Source organism: Haloarcula laminariae (assembly GCF_025457605.1).
Lineage (GTDB): Archaea > Halobacteriota > Halobacteria > Halobacteriales > Haloarculaceae > Haloarcula > Haloarcula laminariae.
Genome location: NZ_JAMZFY010000001.1, coordinates 2,073,046 through 2,095,293, shown reverse-complemented (window position 1 = coordinate 2,095,293; position 22,248 = coordinate 2,073,046). Strand labels below are relative to the sequence as shown.

At 55.4% G+C, this 22,248-nt stretch carries 15 protein-coding genes; 11 read left to right on the top strand and 4 right to left on the bottom strand.

The genetic code is table 11. From position 1 onward, the window contains the following. Nucleotides 1–640: 640 nt before the first annotated feature. Nucleotides 641–910, top strand: coding sequence for a HalOD1 output domain-containing protein (locus NJQ98_RS10665; RefSeq protein ID WP_262178406.1), 270 nt, complete (start codon nt 641–643; stop codon nt 908–910). A gap of 166 nt (nt 911–1,076) precedes the next feature. Here the strand turns inward: NJQ98_RS10665 and NJQ98_RS10660 are convergent, their stop codons facing one another. Beyond that, nucleotides 1,077–1,874: an SWIM zinc finger family protein gene (locus NJQ98_RS10660; RefSeq protein WP_262178404.1), complete on the bottom strand. Its 798-nt coding sequence runs from the start codon at nt 1,872–1,874 to the stop codon at nt 1,077–1,079. Nucleotides 1,875–1,998: 124 nt separating this feature from the next. Here NJQ98_RS10660 and NJQ98_RS10655 point away from each other — a divergent pair, with 124 nt between their 5' ends. Together NJQ98_RS10655 and NJQ98_RS10650 are read left to right on the top strand one after the other, a co-directional pair. After that, complete coding sequence (locus NJQ98_RS10655) at nt 1,999–2,418, top strand: MarR family transcriptional regulator (protein ID WP_262178402.1); 420 nt, start codon at nt 1,999–2,001, stop codon at nt 2,416–2,418. Nucleotides 2,419–2,505: 87 nt separating this feature from the next. Then, nucleotides 2,506–4,782, top strand: coding sequence for a phospholipase D-like domain-containing protein (locus tag NJQ98_RS10650; protein WP_262178400.1), 2,277 nt, complete (start codon nt 2,506–2,508; stop codon nt 4,780–4,782). 43 nt (nt 4,783–4,825) lie between these two features. Here the strand turns inward: NJQ98_RS10650 and NJQ98_RS10645 are convergent, their stop codons facing one another. Next, nucleotides 4,826–6,391 carry an ATP-binding protein gene (locus tag NJQ98_RS10645; protein WP_262178398.1) on the bottom strand — a complete coding sequence of 522 codons (1,566 nt, stop codon included), beginning with the start codon at nt 6,389–6,391 and terminating at the stop codon, nt 4,826–4,828. Between the two features lie 337 nt (nt 6,392–6,728). Between NJQ98_RS10645 and NJQ98_RS10640 the strand changes: the two genes are divergently transcribed. The 7 genes from NJQ98_RS10640 to NJQ98_RS10610 all read left to right on the top strand — a co-directional run bounded on the left by NJQ98_RS10640 (nt 6,729) and on the right by NJQ98_RS10610 (nt 19,423). Further along, nucleotides 6,729–8,810, top strand: a complete 2,082-nt coding sequence (locus NJQ98_RS10640) for a vWA domain-containing protein (protein ID WP_262178396.1) — start codon at nt 6,729–6,731, stop codon at nt 8,808–8,810. Then, nucleotides 8,807–10,594: a HEAT repeat domain-containing protein gene (locus NJQ98_RS10635; RefSeq protein WP_262178394.1), complete on the top strand. Its 1,788-nt coding sequence runs from the start codon at nt 8,807–8,809 to the stop codon at nt 10,592–10,594. The genes NJQ98_RS10640 and NJQ98_RS10635 overlap by 4 nt, the downstream gene beginning before the upstream one ends. A gap of 107 nt (nt 10,595–10,701) precedes the next feature. Beyond that, a complete protein-coding gene (locus NJQ98_RS10630) occupies nt 10,702–12,192 on the top strand; it encodes a hypothetical protein (RefSeq protein ID WP_262178392.1) in 1,491 nt (496 codons plus the stop codon). Nucleotides 12,193–12,293: 101 nt separating this feature from the next. Beyond that, a complete protein-coding gene (locus tag NJQ98_RS10625; RefSeq protein WP_262178390.1) occupies nt 12,294–12,782 on the top strand; it encodes a hypothetical protein in 489 nt (162 codons plus the stop codon). Then, nucleotides 12,782–13,837, top strand: coding sequence for a hypothetical protein (locus tag NJQ98_RS10620; protein WP_262178388.1), 1,056 nt, complete (start codon nt 12,782–12,784; stop codon nt 13,835–13,837). Before NJQ98_RS10625 ends, NJQ98_RS10620 begins: the two co-directional genes overlap by 1 nt. A gap of 137 nt (nt 13,838–13,974) precedes the next feature. Next, nucleotides 13,975–16,560: a PD-(D/E)XK nuclease family protein gene (locus tag NJQ98_RS10615; protein ID WP_262178386.1), complete on the top strand. Its 2,586-nt coding sequence runs from the start codon at nt 13,975–13,977 to the stop codon at nt 16,558–16,560. Beyond that, a complete protein-coding gene (locus NJQ98_RS10610) occupies nt 16,553–19,423 on the top strand; it encodes a UvrD-helicase domain-containing protein (RefSeq protein WP_262178384.1) in 2,871 nt (956 codons plus the stop codon). The genes NJQ98_RS10615 and NJQ98_RS10610 overlap by 8 nt, the downstream gene beginning before the upstream one ends. A 6-nt stretch (nt 19,424–19,429) precedes the next feature. Here the strand turns inward: NJQ98_RS10610 and NJQ98_RS10605 are convergent, their stop codons facing one another. Beyond that, nucleotides 19,430–19,858, bottom strand: a complete 429-nt coding sequence (locus NJQ98_RS10605) for an HD domain-containing protein (protein WP_262178382.1) — start codon at nt 19,856–19,858, stop codon at nt 19,430–19,432. Nucleotides 19,859–20,494: 636 nt separating this feature from the next. After that, complete coding sequence (locus tag NJQ98_RS10600) at nt 20,495–21,853, bottom strand: restriction endonuclease (RefSeq protein WP_262178380.1); 1,359 nt, start codon at nt 21,851–21,853, stop codon at nt 20,495–20,497. A 174-nt stretch (nt 21,854–22,027) separates the two neighbouring features. Between NJQ98_RS10600 and NJQ98_RS10595 the strand changes: the two genes are divergently transcribed. Next, entirely contained in the window at nt 22,028–22,234 is a 207-nt protein-coding gene (locus tag NJQ98_RS10595; protein WP_262178379.1) for a hypothetical protein, read from the top strand. The last annotated feature ends 14 nt before the right edge of the window (nt 22,235–22,248 follow it).

Genomic DNA, 22,248 nt, shown 5'->3' with positions numbered 1-22,248 from the left:
TGCAAGATGGAGGGCGCATATCTCGCATGGGATCTTTGCCAGAAAGTGGTGGCATAAGCCGGACAGTACAGAGTATTGAGAGGACATATTGACCGAAACCCTTCTCTGAATCTGAACGATTTGTGTTCTGAATTGGGGATGCAGAGTGATCGCTTAACGAGTTGCTCACCGGTTTTCCGACAGTGGGGTGCTATCACTCTGCTTGAATCGAATCCATGTTGTTTCTATTTCTTTGTCACTCGGGTCTATCGGACAGAGGATATACGTGGAGATCGGGGCTTGTTCATCAAGCAGAATGACATCCAGTTCGGTCCCTTGAGGGCGTTCACAGTGGTCAACCATGGTAAGATGAGGGGATATCGAGGGCGAGATCAGACAGACGAAAAGCAGCATCCGTGGGGACGTTTGATGATCGCGGCATATCCTATATACTACACCGCCCTGCATAAGCCAATCTACCAGGTAAGTGTGGTATTCTCAGCCATATACGGGTAAAAGTTACATACCCAACCGATTTTACCTAATTACTCACACTCAACAGCAAAATTGTGCTCTCCAGGTTCATGGAACGGTCGATAAGGTGACTACCAAGATACATAGTGGGACTAATTGTTTTTAGTTGTCATTTCCAATACCGTGCATGGGTAATCAACAGAGTTTCCACTATGAGCCAGTTGAGGGCGAAGAGCTAAGCACAGCTGTCGTAACAGCGGTAGCAGAGGCACACGATGAGGATGTGATTGAACAAAAATGGCTCATTAGTGAAGATATTAACACAGATGCACTTGACGGGCTTTTCCAAGACCACCAGCTGAAGATGACGCTTCAGTTTGAAGCCGATACGACCACTGTTACTATCATTGCCGACGAAATGGGCTATCCAGTCATCAAAGTCGAATCACATCGCTAAGTCAGCGTAGCTCACGGCTGGTTGAACGAGACACTCTTCATAGACTCAACCCCATTGCTGAACTCACTCTCTGTATCTTGCGCCATAATCGGTACCAATGTTATACTGATTGTAATTTTTCGTCAAATTGGGCAAGCTCCAATTGCGAATCAATCTGTTGGTTTGCTCATTCGTATCGCTCTTCAAGATGGTCAAGTGCGCGCCAAAACTGTTCGTCATTGATTCGAGGCTCTATCGTTGCCCGAGCTTCTAACACACCGGCGTACGTGTCGAATTCCTCAGGAGTTGGGTTCGTCGCAAGAACACAGTCGGTGTATCCATCAAGTGCGGTCTGGATAGTTTGTGCGTAGTGATCGTAGGCACCGTCAATCCAATTGTACTTCTCGTCGACTTCCTCAAACACCGCTCGATAGACGGTTGCAGCGGCCAAATACCGGTTGCGGTCCCGATACTGCTCGGCAATCTCGAAAAACCTAGAGAAGTCGATGGCCTCGAATACGACCGGGTCGGCATGCTGTTCCAACAGTTGCGCAATTTCCTCCCGATAATCGTCAACCGATTTGTAGTCGTCGCCGAATCGAGCAAGAAATTGGTCGCGTAACTCAGGGTGTTTGGCGAGTGCATCACAGACGAACTTACGCAAGTCGTCGGTCGACACGTCGTCTAAAACTGCCTCGACACGGTCACTCTCATCCTGTGGTGGATTGGCGGCAATATCCAGTAACACTGCGACGACGTGCTTGCAGTCGCCGCTCCCGTCGTACGGACAGGTACACCGGGTGTCGATACGTTTTCCGTCGAATTCGACAGTCACATCGTACAGATTCGAGCCGCTGACGGTCGCCGTAACGAGGTTATCGAACCGATCCAGTTGCTGAACACGCCGCTCGTCACGGTAGTTTCTCCCGCGTTCAAAGACCGCATCGGTACTCCTGTTCTCGATTGTTTCTCTATCTATGTGCATGTCTCGTTTTTTGAAGCGGGCGTAGAATTCGATTTTGGTGCCGAGCCGGGAGCTTGCCGGCCCGACTGAGTTGTGTTGAATCGCCCGTCAGAGTCATGAGTTTCAATCGGTTACAATCAGTTACATGCCTGTCTCACTCGAAAACCACGACCCGGACCTTGACCTGACGCCGGGGACGACAAAATCAGATATCGTTGCGTTCCTCTACAAGAATGATGAGTACGGATACAGTCCACGAGATATTCACGATGAAATCGACATTCCACACAATACTGCGAAAGTCACACTGAAGCGCCTCTACGACAGCGACTATCTCGACAAGACCCTCGACGGATACTACCACGCACGTACCGATCGGGAAGATCTCTACCGCTACACTGCAGCATTAGACGGCGTGGATCGGATGTTCGCTACGTATGAGGAAGATGCAACTGACGAGGAGACGGCTGAGACATCCGAGATGGACTCGGCAGCACTCGCCGATGAAGACATCGAGGACGCTGTCACTATCGTCGATAGTGATTCTGGCAAGGAGGACCTATGATAAGGTCCTGTTCGAACGGTGCGCCGGCACAGACTTCTGAATAGTCGCTTCGTCGGTGTTTATTGGTAAGCAGTGGGGAAGTAGCGTATGGATGAACTAACGGCGAACATCTCGTTCGATCGGTTCGCCGATATGCCAGAGTTCTACGGGTCGGGGGCCGCTGAGTTTCGATTGGCGATGGTGAAAGAACGGGCGGACTTTCTGGATTTGTTCGAAGGGGCTCGCCACGTCGACGCGGTCACATACGCGGAGACGCCCGAATTGATGGTGACGATGCTCACCGAGTACGACATCGATTCTCTCGATGTTCTGATTGGAAATGCGGACGACTATGCTGACCGAGTCAATGAGGTATCGACCGCACGGTCGCTCGTGGAGCTTCGCCAGGACGGGCGACTCACCGTTCGGCTGAAGAACCAGAAAACCGTCCATTCGAAGATTTACCGTATTGTCATGCCTGATGACACGGTCAAACTTGTCCACGGCTCAGCGAACCTCTCACGGAATTCGTGGGAGTACCACACGAACCAAATCTCGGTTATCACGACCGATGTCGGTACGCAACTCGATGAGCAATTCGAGCAATTCATCGACGAGTACAGAGAGGGGTACAGCGACCAGACGCTTCTCGACGGGCTCGTTGAGGCGCTCGAAGACGCAGACACGCCAGAAGAACGAGACAACCGCATCGAGTATTGGGTCGGTGCAGGGGACCTTGACGTGAGCGACACGGCCGCGTTGAATCAAGACGCGGTCGAGGACCTCAAATCGGTCGCTGACCACGTTACTGCGGTCGTCGATGATCCTGAGGGCGCTGACGAAACGGTCGCGTTCGTGGAAGAACCCGAGAACGCTGACCGAACCGTCGTCGAGCCTGATGACTCCGCGAGTGGCGATGATGCTGAGCGAGACAGTGAAGACACAGAGTCGCCGGATGTCGGACTGGTCGAATCAGACCACGAAACGGACCTGACTGAGACGCTTGATCGGCCGCGTGTCCGGGCCCCTGATGAGCAGATACGGATGGGGACGAGCAAGGTCGACAGGGACACAGCCGACGAATTCGGGACGGGGCTCCGTGACCGCGGTGCGACTGTCGAGGATCACAGTATCACTGCGCCTCTGAGCGCGTACAACAACCAGGTCAAGGAATCGACCACGATTCCGACGATGTCGGTGCTTCCGGATGCTGAGCAACTCGTCATCGGGGACGATGATGAGATGATTCTCGTCGCTACTGATGACCCGACGCCAGCTGTTCTCAACCACTGTCTCGAAACTATCGAGGACTACATCGAGACAGTGGAGAACCACGGGCACACGCAGTCGGAAACTGCGGTGATGGGCCAAATGTACGAAGCGTTCCTGTACGGGTTTTGGGCACCGTTCGCCAACCAGTACGCGGAGGCGCTGTCCTCACCGTCTCGAACACTCGATAACGTCCTGCAGCACCTCTACATCGAGGGGAAAAGCGACGCCGGGAAAGACAAGCTCACCGAGTACATACTACGACTCATTTCGGACAACACGGTGATTTCCGGCGTGGATGCCGACGATGTCGGCGTGAAAGAGATTCGCGGAATCCGTCAATGGGACACCAGCTTCCCGTACGCCATCATTGACGCTGAAAAAGAGAAAATCCAGCGGTGGAGCCCGATCCGGAACTACTGGAGTGATTGGACCCCGACTAGCGTTGACCAGCCGTGCCTCATTTTCACGACGAACGATGCACTCCCGAAATCGGAGTTCCGGAATCGTATGAAAATCCTGAGTATGGACGTTTCGTTCCCTTCCAATCCGGAAGATCCCGGGTTCCGAGAAGCACAAGATGACCTTGCAGAGGTCTTGGAACGACAGAATCCGATCTTCAGTTACGTTGCGCGACGTATGCTTACCGAGCAACCGTGGGAAGACGGGACGGGTACTATCGAAGACGTCCGGCGCATTGTCCGGGAATTCTACGAGGAAGCCGGCCGGGAGCAGCCCGAGTACTTCCCTGCGGACGAGCCAGCCGAGAAGACGTACGATACGGGTCGAATCAACTGGCAGCGAGACATTCAAGGTGGGCGCGTCTCTTTCGAACCAGAGCCAGGGGCAATCACTGCTGAGTTTGACCGGGACGGGTACGAAGTCCACGACTACGCGAAACGTCTCCCGAAACGATTCATGGCCGAAAAATCCGCGTCCAGCGTGTACATCGGTGCCCCTGAAGAGTTCGCCGAGTGGGCAGGGTACACTGTCGATGAATTATTAGACGGTGCAGCTGAGGCTGGTATGAACAACGCAGCAGGGGAAGAAGATGCAGAAGAAAGCGTTGAGTCAAACGACGAATCTGGTGGTTTCCTCTCCAGGCTGTTTGGCTGATTGTCTGGACCAGTCTGTTGATTCGACAGCCCTGATTGTGTTTCTAGCAGAGAAGTAGATACAGCCAGTACGGAAGTTGAATGATGCCGTCGTCGAGTTTTCGAATTGGCTCGGTGTCTTGGACGGTATCGCCGGTGAGGAGGAAGCCAACTGGTGTGTCGTATTCCTGCTTGAATTGTTGGACAGCTGCCAGCGAGTCGTCACGGGCTCGGGAGCGGTAAGCGAGCGCGATTGGGACTGGTGTATCCCCGATTTCGAAGATGTAGTCAACTTCGCCCTTGCGGCCACGCCAGTACTGGACGGACGGGGTTGGGTCGTTCCCCTGTGCAGCGTTGATTCCGTAGGCGAATCGCATCGTGTGATCGAATGCTGCGATGCGGGCGAGTTCTGCCTCTCGTTGGAAATCGTTTCGAACAGTGGATGCGTTGCCGTCAGCGAGTGCGGTGACGAGGCCGGTATCGCGGAGGTAGAGCCTGACACCGCGCGGGCGGCTGTTATCGTACTCCGTAACGCCGGTGAGGAGGTACAGTTCGGCTAAGGCGGGGAGGTAGCTGTCGGCGATGGTGCGGCGGTCGACGTCGAATAGTTCGACGAGATCCTGGTATCGGAAGGATTCGGCCGCACGGTTGCGAGCGGCCAGCGCGCATAACCGTTCGAGATCTGCAATTGTTTGAATTGATTCGAATCCGGGGACGTCTTGGTATAGTGCGTTTTGCACGTTTTCGCGGAGGCGCGTGTAGTCGTCAGTGGTGAGATCGGCTGCTGATTCGACAACGCCATCGTGTTCGTAACTGATGGTGCCGCCCATCGAGAGGTAATCGGCGACCTGTGATTGGATGCGGCGTTCGACGTCTGCTACTTGCTCGTATTTCCGTTGGAGCTCTTCAACGAACGGGTCAGGATCACCGTTTTGGAGTGCGGCGGGGAGACTGTGCTCTCCGCGGCGCAGCGAGGTGGGACTCACACGGGTCTCCTCGTTTTCTAAGTCTGGATAGAGTGTGAAGAGGTAATCCCGGAATTTCTCGGGGAGAACGGGTTGGATCTGGTATTGGTCCGCTTCGAGGGTGGTGTTGGCGAGTTCCCGCTTGATTTGGACGCCGGCGCTTGCGGTCATGACGAGATGACGGTCCGGTGTGTCTTCGAGTAGGGTTGTGATTGCGGTGCCCCATCCATCGATTGTTGGTTTGTTACTGTGTTCGATTTGATGGATATCGTCGATGAGGATGAAGTGTGGGTTGTTGTCTGCGGTTCGGCCGTGGATGCGGCTTTCGTAGTATCGGACGACGCGCCGGAGCTGTTCGTCTGATTGGAGTTGGTAGAGTGGGTTGGCGTCGAATGGAAGGTAGAGGAATTGCTCCGGTGCGTCGCCGTTTGCGATTCTGTGTTGGATGAATTGATGGAGTAGCGTCGTTTTGCCGACGCCGCGGCGACCGACGAGGGCGAGTATGGATTGATCTTCGAACTGACTGCCTTGCTGCTCTGGTCGGGCGAGATGATAGAAGTCGCTTTTCTGCCGGGTTGGCAGGTCGAATACATCGGTGCCTTGGTCCCACCACGGGTTGTGGTCGTGGAGTGCTTGGACCAAGGCGTCACCAGCGTCAATAGGCATAATACAGTTGCTTTGTCGTGGAGTGGCGTCGCAATGATTGTTCCGTTTGTCTTCTCGACGCCACAGTGGTGGTTGTCTGCATGTTAGTCGTGTCTGACTGTACTATTGGCCGCAGGTACTTGGGTTAATCGGCATTGCAATGTAGCTATTGAGAGTTCCTACTTCTCTATATTGCGCTTTGTCGAAGGATTTATATCAACAAGAGGCATATTATTGGATATAGCTAACGCAAAAACACCACTGCAATGGTGGTAATTTGCTTGCAGGGACGGGGAGCGAGTGTATCGTCGTCGGAAACCCGCGGGCTGTCCGGGTGACAGGCAGTCAAGGCAAAACTATGGATGGGATATACACGGATGTACGGCCAGGCGCGCGACTCGACATCGAAGTCGAATTCATAACCAAGCGAAAGATCAACGCCGGCGGCACAGATGTTACGCGGGTACTCGTTGCCGACCAGTCCGGCGAACAGTTCTCAGTGATTGCGACGCCGGACAGCGACTCGCTCTGTCATCTCGAAACAGGGGCAACGTACCAGCTCTCGGAGTTACTCGGTGCGTCGCCGATCGACTTGACCCACGCACCGATCGGTGAGTGCCCCAAGTGTGGTGGTGAGCTTCGACCAGGGCAAGTCATCGATACCGTGGACAGCGCTGTCGCGGCAGCCGTCGAAGAACTCGGTATCGACGACGTGTTCGGAATTCTCGATGCAGACTCGTCTGTCGAGGCGGTCACCGTCGAGGCCGAGGCCGTCGATGACTGGCAAGTAATGGGGAACGATCAGTCGTCGTCGACAGTTGAGACGCCCGATTACGTTTGCCGGTCGTGCGCTCGCCAGCTTGACGAAATCGAACTGCACGCTGACTCACAGCCCGTGATGAACGAGTCCGTGCAGTCCGCTCCGGCAATGAACGACATGGCGTCTGAAACGGTCGGGCTTGCTGCTGGTGGCGCGAAAGACGTCGTGAATTTCCGCGAGAACGTTGCGAACGGATTCACGCCGGAACCCGAGGCCATCAGTGACGAGGGGCTGTTCTATGACTACTACTTCGAGACTGGTGAACGGACTGCATCGGACGCGTTGTTCGCGCCACGGTACGCCGCTGCGATGAGTACGCATCCACTAACTGGTGACACTGAACAGTACCTCTCGGTGGGCCTCGATTCGACGCTGTCCGTGTCCGAATTCGACCGGCCGCGGCTCGACCTCGTGGCCGTCCTCGATGTGTCGGGTTCGATGTCCAGTCCGTTCGATGAGTACTACTACGACGAGCAGGGCCGCAAGCAAGAGGCTGATACTGCTGGTGAGACGAAACTGGCGGCGGCGACGCAGTCGCTGTGTGCACTCACGCAGCAACTGCACGCCGAGGACCGACTCGGTGTTGTCCTCTACAACCACCGGGCGCACGTTGCGAAGCCACTTCGGGATGTCGGGGCGACAGACATGCCGGCGATTCGGCGGCACATCCGTGAGATCGCAGCCGGTGGCAGTACGAACATGGAAGACGGGTTTGAAGCAGCGATGGATATGCTGGTCGACGGGGAATCCAGTCGGGGCGTCGAGCGCCGCGTGGTGTTCATGACCGACATGATGCCGAACACCGGTGAGACCGGTGAGAGTGGCCTGACGGAACTGTTCGAGGCTGCCGCGGCGGACGGTATCCACACGACGTTCGTCGGCATGGGATTGGATGCGAACGCGGAACTGGCTGATGCGTTGTCAGGGATTCGCGGGGCGAATCATTACTTCATCCATTCGGCCGACGAGTTCGAGCAGCGCCTCGGCGACGAATTCGATTACATGGTAACGCCGCTCGTGTACGATCTCGACCTGGAACTCGATGCGGACGGGTACGAGATCGAAGCCGTTCACGGGTCACCGTCGGCGGACGATGCGAGCGACCAGCTGATGCACGTCTCAACGCTGTTCCCATCGGCCAAAGAGGATGGGAAAGCCCGTGGTGGTGTCATCTTAGTCCGCTTGTCGGAAACGCAGCAGGATGGTGATATAGAGCTCACCGCATCATGGACGGAACGGGATGGGAGTGAGCAGACAGAGCGCGTGTCCGTCACGATGCCTGACGGGCCTGAAACGTTCGCGCATACCGGCGTGCGGAAGGCCGTGTCGCTGGCTCGGTACGCTCGGGAACTTCGAGCGTGGGCCCAAGACGTCCACGACCGCGCTGATGGCGCGACCGGCGTCGACGACTGGTTGCTCCACGATGAGCGCGGACAACACGAACGCGAATCCGTCCCGCTCGTGGTCCCTGATGAGTACGCCCGCCGGTTCGCTGACCTCCGTGAATACCTCGCAGACGAGATGGACGCAGTAGATGACGCGTCGCTCCAGCAGGAACTGGAACTCCTCGACACGCTCTGTGAACACGCGGACACTCCCACTGAGGTTCACGAGTCATGATCGTCTTCGCGTTCGACCGTGACTGGACCGTTGACGTGAACGCGCACCCGCAGCACGAAGCGGTGCCGTTAGCGTGGGTTCGACACCTCGCACACGACACTGATCACGCAGTGTACGCAATCGGGAACCAGTCGCTTGCCGATGAAGCGGCGATTCCCGGCGTCGTCGATATCGTCGGTCAGCACAGCGATTCGTGGGACGAGTGGCTTGGTTCGAAGCAACCTGACGGGTACTACGAACAGTTTCCAACGCGGCGTGAACGACTCGCACTGATCGCTGACCTGCACCCGTCTGCTGAGGAGTACATTGTCATCGATGATCTCGACCTGAGCGATGTCGATGGATGGACGCATTATCACGCGTGGGACTTCGTGCCGGCTGTCACGCGTGGTGATATCGACCCGGCGTTGCCGTGGGTCAACGAGCCCGTGACAGACGGTGGCCGGCCGACCTCGGCTGGTATCATACCGGCTGATGCGTCGCATCTCTCCTCATGGCTCAGCGAGAACCGTGAGGCACCAGCCTTCGAACTCACGTACACGAGCGACGACAGCACGACCACAGCACTGCTATCGACTATTTCGGTGGATGCAGTGTTTTTGGAAGAGCCGTCGCAAGCGCCTGGTGCGCTTTGCACGCCGTTCGAACCAGGTACTGACAAGTTCATCGTGTCGATGGATGCTATTGAACGGGTCTCGGTGGTAGACATCTCGGCTGAGACAGTGGCGACGCTCACGACGCAGGCGGATTCGCTGGCTGAAGAGGCAACGCTGCTTCGACGAGCGGCGTCCGCTAATCCTGACGCAGTCCGTGTGTCAGCGGTGCTGTCTCTCATCGATCGTGAGGAGATGAGTTCGCTCCAGCAGCGAGAGGCCGTGCGAGCGCTGCGGTCCATCGCAACGGTGCGTCCCGGCGACTGTACGCCAGCGATCCCGATTCTCCGATCGCTGATGCGCGACTCGCAGCTGGTCTCACCGGCCGATGCGTTAGCGACGCTCAGTGCGATTGGGGACCAGCATCCGGGTGATATCGCACCCGCAGTAACCGAGATCGCGTCGTACCTGGATTCCACGCGTGTGTCCGCGCGTCGAGAGGCTGCTGCGTGTGTTGCACACATCGCGTCGGCGGATCCGAGTGATGCTGTCGATGCTGTTCCGGGCCTATCGACGGTTATCGAGGCTCGTGCTGACGGGATCGACGACGCCGTGACTGCGCTTGCAGCCGTTGCACGCGAGCACCCGGACGCTGTCACACCCGTTGTGGACCTGCTCGGGACGGTCGTCCTCGACGAGTCCCAATCAGACAGTGTTCGAATGAGTGCGATCGCGGCGCTTGGTCGGTGTGTTGAGGTCTCACCGAGTCTCGCCGTCGATATCGTTGATGATGTTGCACATCTGTTGACCGCTGAGAATCACCGGCTCCGGAATAACGCGGTTGCGTTACTGTTCGAGGTCGCAGCGATCCATACTGATGTTATCAAGCCGTATGTCGATGACATCGCCGATCTCCTCACAGTCGATGATGCGTACACGCGGGTCAATGCGAGTGGGGCACTTGCGCGCGTGGCCGAGGACTTTCCGGATGCTGTCGAACACGTCATGCCAGTGTTTGTCGAGTTGCTGACTGACGACGAGCCGGCCGTTCGGGAGAATGCGTGTTGGGCGCTCGGATACCTTCGCGCCGCGGAACAAAAGCCTGTGCTGGAAGCGCGACTGGACGAAGACGATGAGAAAGCGGTTCGGGAACGAGCGTCGTGGGCGCTCTCGCAGATTGAGCATGCATGATACTGAACTCGTACAGCACTGCATCGAGGAGACGAGGAGTTCTGAACGGAACGTATGATAGCCCGCTCGGGCCCGCTGACACGACTATACAAACGGAGTAGATAGGGATGTCACTATACAACCTCACGTACGAGTTCGAATCGAGCGGCGGGAATATCGAGTATCAGACACGGCAGACGGTCCAGAAAGAAGCAGATATCAACGATGTGGATCTCAGCGTGGTCACCACCGGTCTCTCTCTCAGCGACGACCGGATCAAAGGTATTGCAACCGTTGACGCGGACAGCGACATCGTCACGGCTGACGTTTTCGACTCCGCAACCGAAATCCATGAAGTGTCGCATAGCTGGAACGCAGCTCAACCAGAGGCAGAGCCAGCCAGTGACCCTCATCCTAGCGACGATGTTCCGAGGTTCGAAGATAGCGGAGACATGCAGGACTTGCTCGCCACCGTGAACGAAACGCCTGGCCGCGGGTGTATGTTTTATTCAAATCTCACTCGCTGTTGGCCTCACGAACGCGACCTCTGGTTCGTTCCTCTGAGTGCGACTGAAATCGATGCGAGTACTGGCCTGTCGGTAGCCGACTTGATCGGGTTCTACCGTGCGAATATCGATCAACTAGAAGCCCACCCAACGCTCAAGATTGGCTGTTTCCATCAAGTCGCTGAACCGACTATCCAAATCAGTCTGGTTGCCTCACTGACTGACCCACAGGAAGCTGGCGAGCTCGCTGGACGGTTCGACAGTGCTGGCGCGATGAACTTCCATCGCTTCGAGTTATCGAAAGCTTCGCTCGTGGTTGGGTCGTCAACGCACGGACCTGGCCAGACCGACGCAACTTTTTCTGCTCCCTCTGGCGAGCAAGCCAGTAGTCTGGAACTGGCCTATCGACACTGGTACGAAGGACTCGATGTGAGTTTTCACCCGCTTGGTGTCGTCGTTGATGGCGACCTGTACCGACCAGTGATACCGGAAACAGGTGATGGAGCCACGATGAGCGTTGGTGACCCGCTTTACGTCGAGACGTACCGTGGATCCGACGCAAAACCGTGGCAGTTCGGTGTGACGCGTCACGACGAACAACTACTGCTCACACAGGCACGCGCTTCACCAGCTAAATTCGACCCTGTTCTCAAGCGATTCCCGATTGAGACGCAGGTTCTTGGCGACGAGCCACTTGTGTTCAGCCACATGGTTAGTCGTCGTGTCTGGTCCGAAGACCCGGTCAATTTGCACGTCCAATCACAACGCAGCGAGGGGCTTCGGACGCAATTCCTCTACACTGACAGTGATGGGTGGCACCTCATCCAGCCAGATGGTCTCGGCGACCCATCTGAGTCTGCTGACTCCACGTTTGAACAGACACAGCTTCCGGGTGTCTCTGTTCGCTCATCGTTGCTCCGTTCGAAAACAGAGGCCGACAGCAAAGCGACGGTTGAACACGAGTATCGAATCACAGAGGACGTGTTCGATTCGTGTGCTCGCGTGTACGCTCTCTCATATCACGAGGTGAACGAAGAATCAATCGACCGCCTCCAGTGGGACCTAGCCGACGCTACGGCCTACGACATTGTTCGTAGCAATCCAGGGGACTAGTCTCGTGTGGCGAATCACGCCACGGTATTGGAACCTCTCACACGAATTGAATCGTAACAGTAGGTAAACGTTTATCATAGTTTAGTAAAATGATAGGTACGATGGACAATGTTTGGGTGAGTTCGGGAAGCACGACTGTAGAGGCGATGGTGAATCCGATTGCAGCGGCGTGTGCCGGGGATGGACTCAACTCTGAATTCATTCCTGACACGGTGTACTTTCTGGATAATCCCGGGCTTGGAGATGCACTCTCCGATACGAAAGTCCTCACTCGGACACTGCTTGAGCAGTACGGCGTCGAGAGCCCAACGATCGAAACAGGACACATCGACCACGAGACAGACTTCCAAGGAATTGCCACTCACTTCCAAGAGGCAATCACCGACGCACACGACGCAGCTGCGAACGTTGCTGTCGACGTCACGCCCGGGCGGAAATTCATGTCCGTAATCGCGTTCAACGCCGGGATGACGTACAACGCGGACCATATCTTCTACTTCTACCTGGAATCAAGCGATTACTTCAGTCGCATTTACCCGGAGATTCCACGGACAGCAGCGAAACTGTACGATTTCACGGAAATCCTCTGATGGAACTCGCACACGAAGACCTAGTGCTGCTGTTGAACGGACTGTACGAACTCGGTGAGGAGTCCTTCTCAGTGGTTCACCCGGCAGATGAAATCGGTGAGCTGTTTCGTGTCGACCTCGGCGACGCTACGGAAAGTACCGTCAGTATGACCACCGGTGCAGTGACGTACGAAGACGCACTCGACGAGATCGAACGCGAACATGGCCCGACGGTTCGCAAGGAACTCCCGAACGAAGCAGCGTACGTCAAAGCCGTCACCGCCAGCAGGCTCGTCGACATTCAAAACCGCGAGGAATTAGACGAATTCATCACCCGGTACGGATATCAAGACTTGCAAGAAGGGCATCCACCGCGGTACGCTGGTTTCGATACAAATCTCCTACCGTGGCGGATGCACGACGTACTTGAGATTGACCCGGTGCTACACACGAAACCGGGTGGCCGGGCACCGGTCAACGGGTACGCTTTGCTCGAAGGCGTCGATTCCGAATTGAGCATCAGTTACCGGTACGGGAAGAACGCGATGCCTGCCGCTGAATTGGCGGACGCGTTCGGCCCTGAATACGAACGGCTGGCCGGGCAGCCGACAGAAGATAACCGTGAAACCCGGCTTGGATTGCGGGAATTCCGCCGGTTGCGTGAAACGCGACCACACGATATTGTCGCAACCGAAACAGGTGATACCGGTATCATCGATGGGTGTGCCGAGTACTACGCTGACAAGCCTACTGGCGTCGTTCTCTTCTCGAACGACTACGGGTTCATCGACGAAGCCCGTGAGCGAAAGCTCCCGGCTGTGCACGTTAATTTCGATGTCGATTTTCCCCGTCGACTCACCGGGACATGGGACCAGATTGCCACGCTACTGTACGAACTCGCGGTCCTGTTCGGCGTTCTGGTACTCCCGCGAGCGACACTGTACGGCGTATGGGAGGGGAAAAGCGAACGCAATTGGAAACACGAAGAAATCGATATCGACACGCGCAGTGAGAAGCTAGCAGCGATTCTCGAACGTGACCAGCCAATCGTCCAAGCCCACGCCGACCGTCAGTAGCAACGACACTGATCTGCTCCGTCAGTGGATGTAGCGCTTCGCAGGGAAGTCAAGTGTTGCTGGCAATCGCTCGTTTTCTCGTATAAGATACCGTTCTAATACCAACATTTAAGCAACTAATATCACTTTACGAATACGTGCCTATTCAGCGTGCGAAACCGGTCGAAACATTGTATGAGGATGTCGCAGATTATGACTTGGTCCTTACCCCGGACGCCCCGCTAGCGAGTGCAATCAATCGTCGAGTTGATGTCCCGCAGTTTGGAACGTTTGCAACGACACCGCGTCGACTGGCAGCTGGTCGGCGAGAACAAGCTGAAGACCGTAGTGCATTCCTCGAAGTCATCGATCGCACTGACCACGACTGGAAATCGATCAGTTACGCGATCGGGAACGTGCTGCAGTGTTGGGAACACCAGGGATCTATCGAGTCGATACTCGACTACGACAGCTACGTCGACACCGAGACCAGCGATGTCGTTGAGATTATGGCAGAGTTACAGTCGACATCAAGGTCGCTAACCGAGTACACAATCGACGAAGAGTCGATAGCGGTCGTCGGAGAACAGCAATTCACAACACTAGAGCGAGCGATCCTTCCCGACGACTACGACCAGTTTGACCTCTTTATCGACGAGCCATTTGATTATCCGTCGTTCAATATATTCGATTCATCAGCGGATATCATCGATGCGATTCTCGACACTGTCACGGCCACAACAGCAGAGAACGTCGCTGTCGTACTAGACGCCAGTAGCCGCTATTCGTCGCTCATCGAAGCGGCGTTTGACGCAGCCGGGATTCCGTACTACGGTGGGCCGGGATTCATTGACGAACCCGACCATCGCGCATTTCTCAATCTTTGCCGCGCCGGGTTTCGCGGCGGCGAAACGACAGTCGGAGACGTCCAACCTGTGCTCACGCAGATGGGAATCGATGTCCCCATCGATCATAACAACAAGCGATTGTATGAAGCAGGGATTCCGGAGACTGCGTGGATTCGTGAGTTCTGCCAGTCACTCACTACATACACGTTCAAAGAAGCGCTCACCGAATACGAGTCTCAGACTGACACCAGTCTGGTGTCGTTCCACGAAGAACTCGGTCAATTGGGAATCGCTGACGTACCGGTCTCTGCTGACACGGTTGACGAGCTCGCGTACTATTTGCAGACCTACGAAGTTCCAGTCAACCGAGAGAATGAAGGTGTGTTGCTCGCTGATGCGAAATCTGCCGGGTACGTCGACCGGTCGGTCGTGTTCCACGTGGGACTGGACGAAGACTGGACTCACTCACCGCCACAGCGACCGTGGGTTGATACCGAATCACAGTTCCAGCGGTATCTTAACCAGTTCCAGCTCCTGATTCAGAGTGGTGTCGAGCAGTACTACCTCGTGCAAGACACGAAAGGTGGGAAGCCAGTCACACCGTGTCTCTACTTCGGCGAGCTACTGGACGATGACTACGACCAGTTCAGCGACCTCGACTCAGTCGCCCATCGGAGACCAGTCGCCGACGGACAGATAGGGTTCGAAAAAGAGGAACTTGATGTCGAGGCTGAGACAGTCGAAGCGATCAGCCAGTCGAGTCTCAACAGTTACGTCAACAGTCCACGGGATTACTTTTTCAGTCGGTTAGTCGATGGGCCCGATAAGGACTACTTCACCGAGGGGAATCTGTTTCATGATTTCGCTGAGTTTTACGTGAACCACCCTGAGACTATCGATGCCGATGCTCTCTCGGACGTGGTAGACGTCATGGCCGATGAAGCCAGGCCGCTGTTCGCGGGAACTGACGAGCCCTTGCGTCGCCGCTCATACCGTATCGGGCTTGAGACGATTATCGAGTACCTCGATGCGCACGGGCCGGAGTCTGATGACTTTCTCACACCCTCGTCAGGATGGGGCAGTAATTTCTTCGCCGATTATTTCGACGAACCGATCGACTCCCCGCTCACGGAACGCTGGTTCGAAAACACTTCAATCGGCATCAAAGGGAAAATCGATCTCGTCACGGCACCGGACCACTTGCTCGATTTCAAAAGTGGCCGGAAAAAATCTCGCCGCGATGTGGTAAAGCAAGCTGCGATCGATCCGCCGAACGATACGCCGAATTTTCAGGCGGCACTGTACCTGTGTCATTACCGAACGATGCATCCAGATGAACCGATTTCGTTCACCTTCTTCCACTTCTTGGAAACCGTGGACGACGTCATCACTGGTGACGCCGACCTTGACGATACGTTGACAACGGTCAAGTACTATCCGTGGACGTTCGATGAACACGTCGGGTCCCGGCAGGCCTACGAGACGCTGCTTGACGGGTACAATGATTGCGTGGCCACGTTCGAGGAGTTAGGCTTCGATGCGTACGCACAGATCATGACGGAGTTGTCGTTCCCGGGCACGACTGCAAAAGATGAACTTCGGGAGTCATCCTTTGCTGCGTCGTTCACGGCGGCCGTCGACGAACAGACCGGGGGCGACGTCGACGTCGAAAAAGGCTGTGACCAGGCGATACGCGAACTCAATAGTTGCCGGAAGAAATCGTTCTTTCGGGATGACCTGGACGCTATCGAGCGGTTTGTCACCGACCGTATCGAGGAGTTGAATCAATACCGGCGCGGCGACACTCGGTTCCCGGTCGAGGGACTTGATGGTGAACCGAACTACCGTCGCATTGATCACCGCGACCTGCTTCTGGAGGGGACTACCGATGAGTGAGCCGACACCGAACCCGGAACAGCAGAAACTTATCGAGAACACTGACGGTATCTACGTTGTTGATGCGGGTGCCGGGACGGGGAAAACGTTCGCTATTACGCACCGGTATGCAGAGATCGTCGATCAACCTTCGGTGGAACCCGAAGATGTCCTGCTCGTAACGTTCACGCGGAGCGCCGCGACGGAAATGAAAGAACGCATTGTGGACCAGTCCACGTACTCCCTGCGTGAACTCGCGGACGGCTCGATCCAAACGTTCCACTCACACTGTTTCGACATTCTCCAAGAGCACGGGTATCGGGCCCCGACACACCTCGGCATCGACGAGCGGATTACTGGCTCAACGCGCATCATTGAGGATGAGCTCGTCGAGAACGAACTGTTCCGTGAGTTCATCGACCAGTTCCGTGACAACCACCCCGAGTACGCGGACGTGTTCCGTGCAATGTCGGATCCACTCGAACTCCTTGGCGTCATTTCGGAGCTTGCGTCGAAAGGCGTCTTCCCGACTACCGACGGCTGGTATCGGGATGGCGAAGCTGCACTCGACGGTGACTTCGCCGCGTTCGAATCCTTATTCGATGACGTCAACCAGCCACGTAATGGTGGGAGCAAACAGTCCCGACTCCGGAAGAAACTGAACGGCTATGGCCGCAACAAGACGTACTTGCCCGATGCACCGGCCAAGGCGGAGTTGCGAGGTGACTCGACGAAGCAAGTACCGGCGCGTGTCGCCAAGCGAGTGTTTGATGAGGACCGCGAGGAACTCAAAGCGTTCGTTCACGATATCTACGTCAAGTACCTTGAATTCGCGTTGAGTCGGAATTATTTGACGTTCGGGTTCCTACAATTGTTCGCGTTCGTCCTGTTGTGTGAGGATGACTCGCTTCGGGACCGTGCTGCGTTTGAGTACGTGATGGTTGACGAGTTCCAGGACACCAGTGAGATTCAATTCAAGCTCGCGCTCCTGCTGGCTGGCACTGACAACATCTGCGTTGTCGGGGACTGGAAGCAGAGCATTTACTCGTTCCAGTATGCTGACGTTGAGAACATCCTCAACTTCGAAATACGGATTGAACGGTTTACCGACGACCTCAACGGGGACCGTGAACGTATCGCGTTAGAGACTGACGAGATTGAACGAATCGAGTTGACCGAGAACTACCGGTCGACACAAACGGTTCTCGACTTCTCCGAGGAAGCGCTCGTCACCCCGGCGACCAAGAGAGATGATGTCGATGACTCGATCCGTGGGGATATCGCCTCACTGTCTTCGAACGCCTCGTTCGATAACACGACAATCGAAGGGATTCAGCATCCTGATGAACACGAATCCATCCTCTCGACGATTCAAAATGTCGTCGGGAATGAGGAGTATGCTGTCGAAGACGATGATGGGAATCGACGGGAACCAACGTTCGGTGACATTGCGGTTCTTACCCGGACCCGTGATTTCGGCCGGGAACTACTGACCGTCGCTGACGAGTACGACTTCCCAATGGCATACGACGGCGGGATTGAATTGTTCAGAACCGATCAGGCAAAACTACTGCTTGCCTGGCTTCGGATCCTTGAGGCAGACGCTGACAGGGGATGGGCGGTTGTACTCGAAGAAGCAGGGTACACGCTCGACGAAATCGACGAGATCCTTGAGACGGGCGAGTACCCCGCTAACATGACTGCGTTCCGCGATAACCTCGCCGAACGGGCCGCAGTCGGAGCTGTTGCCAGAGCGGTGTTCGACCGGTACGGGTTCACTGGTGAGTACGCCGATGTTATCTTGTATACGATACAGTCAGTACACGAATCTTCGACGTTTACCCGCGGTGACCTCATCCGGTTCATCGAACGCGGTATCGAGAACGGTAGCACACACGACGTGTTCACCAGTGCCGGTGTCGACTCAGTCACAGTCCAGACCATCCACTCCGCGAAAGGACTCGAATATCCGATTGTGATCCTGGCGAACATGAACAGTGGCAAATTCCCGCCAAACGGTGGTGGATCCGGTGTTGTACAGTACACCGAGCCGGTTGGACTCCGGCAACGCAAGCAGTACTCTACCGTGGCCGAGCACCCGCACGTCTACGATAATTGGCGGCATGACGTCATCCGTCACTGCCTGTCGCGTGATTACGATGAGGAGCGGCGTCTCCTATACGTGGCCATAACGCGAGCTGAGAGTCACGTCCTGTTCACTGGTGGGGAAGATCCGAACACGTTCTTCGAGGAACTCCCATGCTCTACAAGAGAGGGGGACACGACAATCGAAGCCGTCGAGCAAACACAAACAGCGCAAACGCAACTCCCGTTCTCGATTGTCACACCGGATGGCCCGACGAGCCATACGCCGCACACGCTTATGGACGATGAAGTGTTCGCTGCCGACACGGGCGACGCCGAATCAGTCGAGTTCCGTGGTCGGGAGTTCGGCTCCCGCGTCCACGACTTCGCCGAGGCCTACGCACTCGGCGAGGCTGTCACAACGACGACTGACGACACCGACGACGAGGCACACGTCAAAGCGTTCCTCGACAGCCTCTCAGGCGACCTGCACGTCGAGGAACGCGCCGTGCTTCCCTTGGAAATCGACGGCGAGCGCGTCACGATTTCAGGCATCGTGGATCTCGTCCACGAAACACCATCTGAAATCGACATCGTTGATTACAAAACTGATCGGACAAAGCGCGCCGAAGCCGAGTATCGAAAACAACTCAGCGCGTACTATCACGTCCTGTCTGAGTGTTACCCGGAGAAGAACGTCACCGCGAGCATCTTCTATACCGTCGACGGGCAGCGAGAATTCATCGACCCGCTATCACGTGATCAACTCCAGGACCTCGTGAGGAACGCAGAGACGTAAGCAACCTCACAACTCCTGTAGTGCTTCGTGGTACGTGGCTTGTTTTGCGAGTATATCGTCGGTCACCTCGTCCAATCGCGTGAGATCCATGTTGTCCTCGATATCGGCGCGTTTGACGCTGCGAGCGATATCGTTTGCTGCTGCCCGGGGAATGAATTCCTCAAGATACGCCTCCCCATCGCGCTTTGTTAGTGCATCAACCGCGTCACGAATTTGTTCGTCGAATTCGGCTTCAATATCCGCTAACGTGTACTCAGAGTCCTCCACGACATCGTGCAACACCGCGACGACGCGTTCGGTCTCAGTCTCCATCGCTTCCATCACCCGAAGTGGATGACGAATGTACGTCGCCCCGGCCTTGTCAGTCTGGCCAGCATAGGCATCCACTGCGATCTCAATCGCTCGCTCCAAGTCCTTGCTACCAGTGTTAGTCACAATCGTGTAAGCGCATAGCGTGGAAATAAATCGTAGGATGTAGCTGGTGACTCGATTAAAATAAGATGGGATGTTGCTCGATAGGACTGGTCGAGACACCCACCCCCTTATCGATTTGTTCCGCGCAAAACGGTCTCCGTATGTTGACTGTCACGAGATTTGTGCCGTACAGACCGAACGGATTTACCGGACAACTGGATGTCCGGAGAGTGCCGGATTGGGCACAGAACTGCACGTCAGCAGTCGCTTGAACCCATTTCTTTAAATACCCGATAAGTACGATAATCGCAAGACGAGAGTTGAACAGAGGAAGTCGATAAGGGGGTGTGTTCTTTCTAGAGGTATCTGCTCTGAGTGTTGATGCACTGTCTGCTCAAATAATACCAATATCACTCTCTAGTTTCAATTTGAACAAATCGATAAGGGGGTGTATTCCTTCTAGAGGTATCTGCTCTGGACTACTAGAATCAACTGAGAGACAGTGAATCGGTCAAATATAGCGATTCACAGCTGAACTAGCATTAGAGGCAATGAACTCCGAGTGTTGATGCATTGTCTTTTCACTGGAGACTGACCCCCCACACAGTATCAGTTGGAACAAATCGATAAGGGGGTGGGGGTGTTCGGACGCGCTACTCAGATCAGCACAAGGCCAAGCCCGACAATGAACAGTATAACAAGTAGCAGTGCACTCCCGGTCACCAGTTGGTTCTCCATGGCTTTCTGGTGAATCGGCATCTCGCTGTATTCCGTGCGGAAGGCTTCCAGGTTCTCTTCGTCGTAGAAGTACTTCGTTTTCAACGCGAATCGTTCCGTGATGGCGCAACCAGTACACACCGGTTCGTGCTCCAGCCGCTCAGTTTTGATGTGTTTCTCACAGCTAATCGCCCCGCAATTCGCACAGTACGTGTACGTCTCCAATCCACCGTGTGTCTCGCAGTGGACACACTGGTGGATGCCGTCCTCAGTCGTGACTCGTGATGGCCCGGCCGAAAAATACTCCAATGGGTACGAATACTCCTGAAGTTGGACTGAGTGCCGCACAGCAGGGAGATAGACGGCGTCAATTGACTGGACGGATACATCGGACTGGTTTGGTTCACACGTCTTCGTGTACGTGACATTGTTGTCGCCAGTGTAGGTCACGTCCGTCGTGTGCATCGCTCGCAGTCGGTCCACAGCCCACTCTTTATACTCAGTCTGTGTCTGTCCGAACCGGCCTCGCTCAACGGCATCAAACGTGTCAGCGAACTCGTCGTCAGGCAGTTCGACTGCCGCGTGCCGATTCTCCACGACGAGTGTAGCGACTTCTTCGGACGCGATCGTTGGGTTCCCACGATCAGCGTGAATGACGAACCGGGACCGGTCGTTAATTTGGTGGATGACACCGACGGACGTCTCAAACGTCGCGTTCGTGTCTGCTGTGACTGTCACCGTCGGTCGGAGCGTCACGTGTGACTGCGGATTCGGCACGGTTCCCGTGTCAATGTTTTCGATGTCACGGAATGCCTGTTCTACCGGTGCGGACACGGACGCTGTCGGATCGTACGGACGAAGCGTCTCATCACACAAGATTTCAATACGACCATTGTACAGATCAAGGCCGATTTCGTCGGCCAATTCCCTGAGATCCTCCCCGTCAATAATTTCGATCGGGTGTGGATCACCGTTCTGTTTGAGTCGGTCGACGTACTCGTGAGCCGGTCCCGTGCACCGCCCGGTCGTCACAACCATCCCGCGTTTCGGCCCGTCGAAATCAAACGTCGCAATCGCAGAGTGCAGTTTCTGCACGACGGGACGCCCAACAGTATCCGTGTGCTTGCACTCGACGACAATCGCTCGACGCGTCCCGTCCACGACTTCCTCCATCAGTACATCGCGGCCTTCGTCAGCTGTTTTTTCGGCTTGCCGGACGTTCTCATACCCGAGGTTCCGGAACACGTCCTCCATGACGTCCTCGAACTCGAATCCGGACAAGTCATCGAGAACAGCCATACGGTTAGTAGATGGAATATAGTTGCAGCTACAAATTTGTTCGGCGGACAAGCTCCGTTAGCGAATCCATCAGCGCTAATTGCACTGACTAACGGCCGATGGAACACTGTTTCAGACGTATGAAATATCACTCGGATACAAACATCCAACACACCAAGGTTCGTACTGGAAGGCATGGAAGATAGCCCGTCGCCGGACCCGGATATTGTTCGAGCGCTTGAATTAGCAGACGGGTATCTGAGTGAGGCAGAAGAACTCCTGTGGACCGCCGGCAGTGAGAGTACTGACGACGAGATCAGGAAACCGATTGAAGATATCACGCAGGAACTGTGGGAACTCCAAGCAGAACTTGAGACACTCACGGACGAGTTTGAGAGTTGATTTTCTTTGCCGAG

Coding starts and splice junctions, on each gene's coding strand:
- NJQ98_RS10645 (WP_262178398.1), bottom strand. CDS start 6,391: ATGCCTATTGACGCTGGTGACGCCTTGGTCCAAGCACTCCACGACCAC.
- NJQ98_RS10595 (WP_262178379.1), top strand. CDS start 22,028: ATGGAAGATAGCCCGTCGCCGGACCCGGATATTGTTCGAGCGCTTGAA.
- NJQ98_RS10655 (WP_262178402.1), top strand. CDS start 1,999: ATGCCTGTCTCACTCGAAAACCACGACCCGGACCTTGACCTGACGCCG.
- NJQ98_RS10640 (WP_262178396.1), top strand. CDS start 6,729: ATGGATGGGATATACACGGATGTACGGCCAGGCGCGCGACTCGACATC.
- NJQ98_RS10625 (WP_262178390.1), top strand. CDS start 12,294: ATGGACAATGTTTGGGTGAGTTCGGGAAGCACGACTGTAGAGGCGATG.
- NJQ98_RS10660 (WP_262178404.1), bottom strand. CDS start 1,874: ATGCACATAGATAGAGAAACAATCGAGAACAGGAGTACCGATGCGGTC.
- NJQ98_RS10610 (WP_262178384.1), top strand. CDS start 16,553: ATGAGTGAGCCGACACCGAACCCGGAACAGCAGAAACTTATCGAGAAC.
- NJQ98_RS10620 (WP_262178388.1), top strand. CDS start 12,782: ATGGAACTCGCACACGAAGACCTAGTGCTGCTGTTGAACGGACTGTAC.
- NJQ98_RS10650 (WP_262178400.1), top strand. CDS start 2,506: ATGGATGAACTAACGGCGAACATCTCGTTCGATCGGTTCGCCGATATG.
- NJQ98_RS10665 (WP_262178406.1), top strand. CDS start 641: ATGGGTAATCAACAGAGTTTCCACTATGAGCCAGTTGAGGGCGAAGAG.
- NJQ98_RS10635 (WP_262178394.1), top strand. CDS start 8,807: ATGATCGTCTTCGCGTTCGACCGTGACTGGACCGTTGACGTGAACGCG.
- NJQ98_RS10630 (WP_262178392.1), top strand. CDS start 10,702: ATGTCACTATACAACCTCACGTACGAGTTCGAATCGAGCGGCGGGAAT.
- NJQ98_RS10600 (WP_262178380.1), bottom strand. CDS start 21,853: ATGGCTGTTCTCGATGACTTGTCCGGATTCGAGTTCGAGGACGTCATG.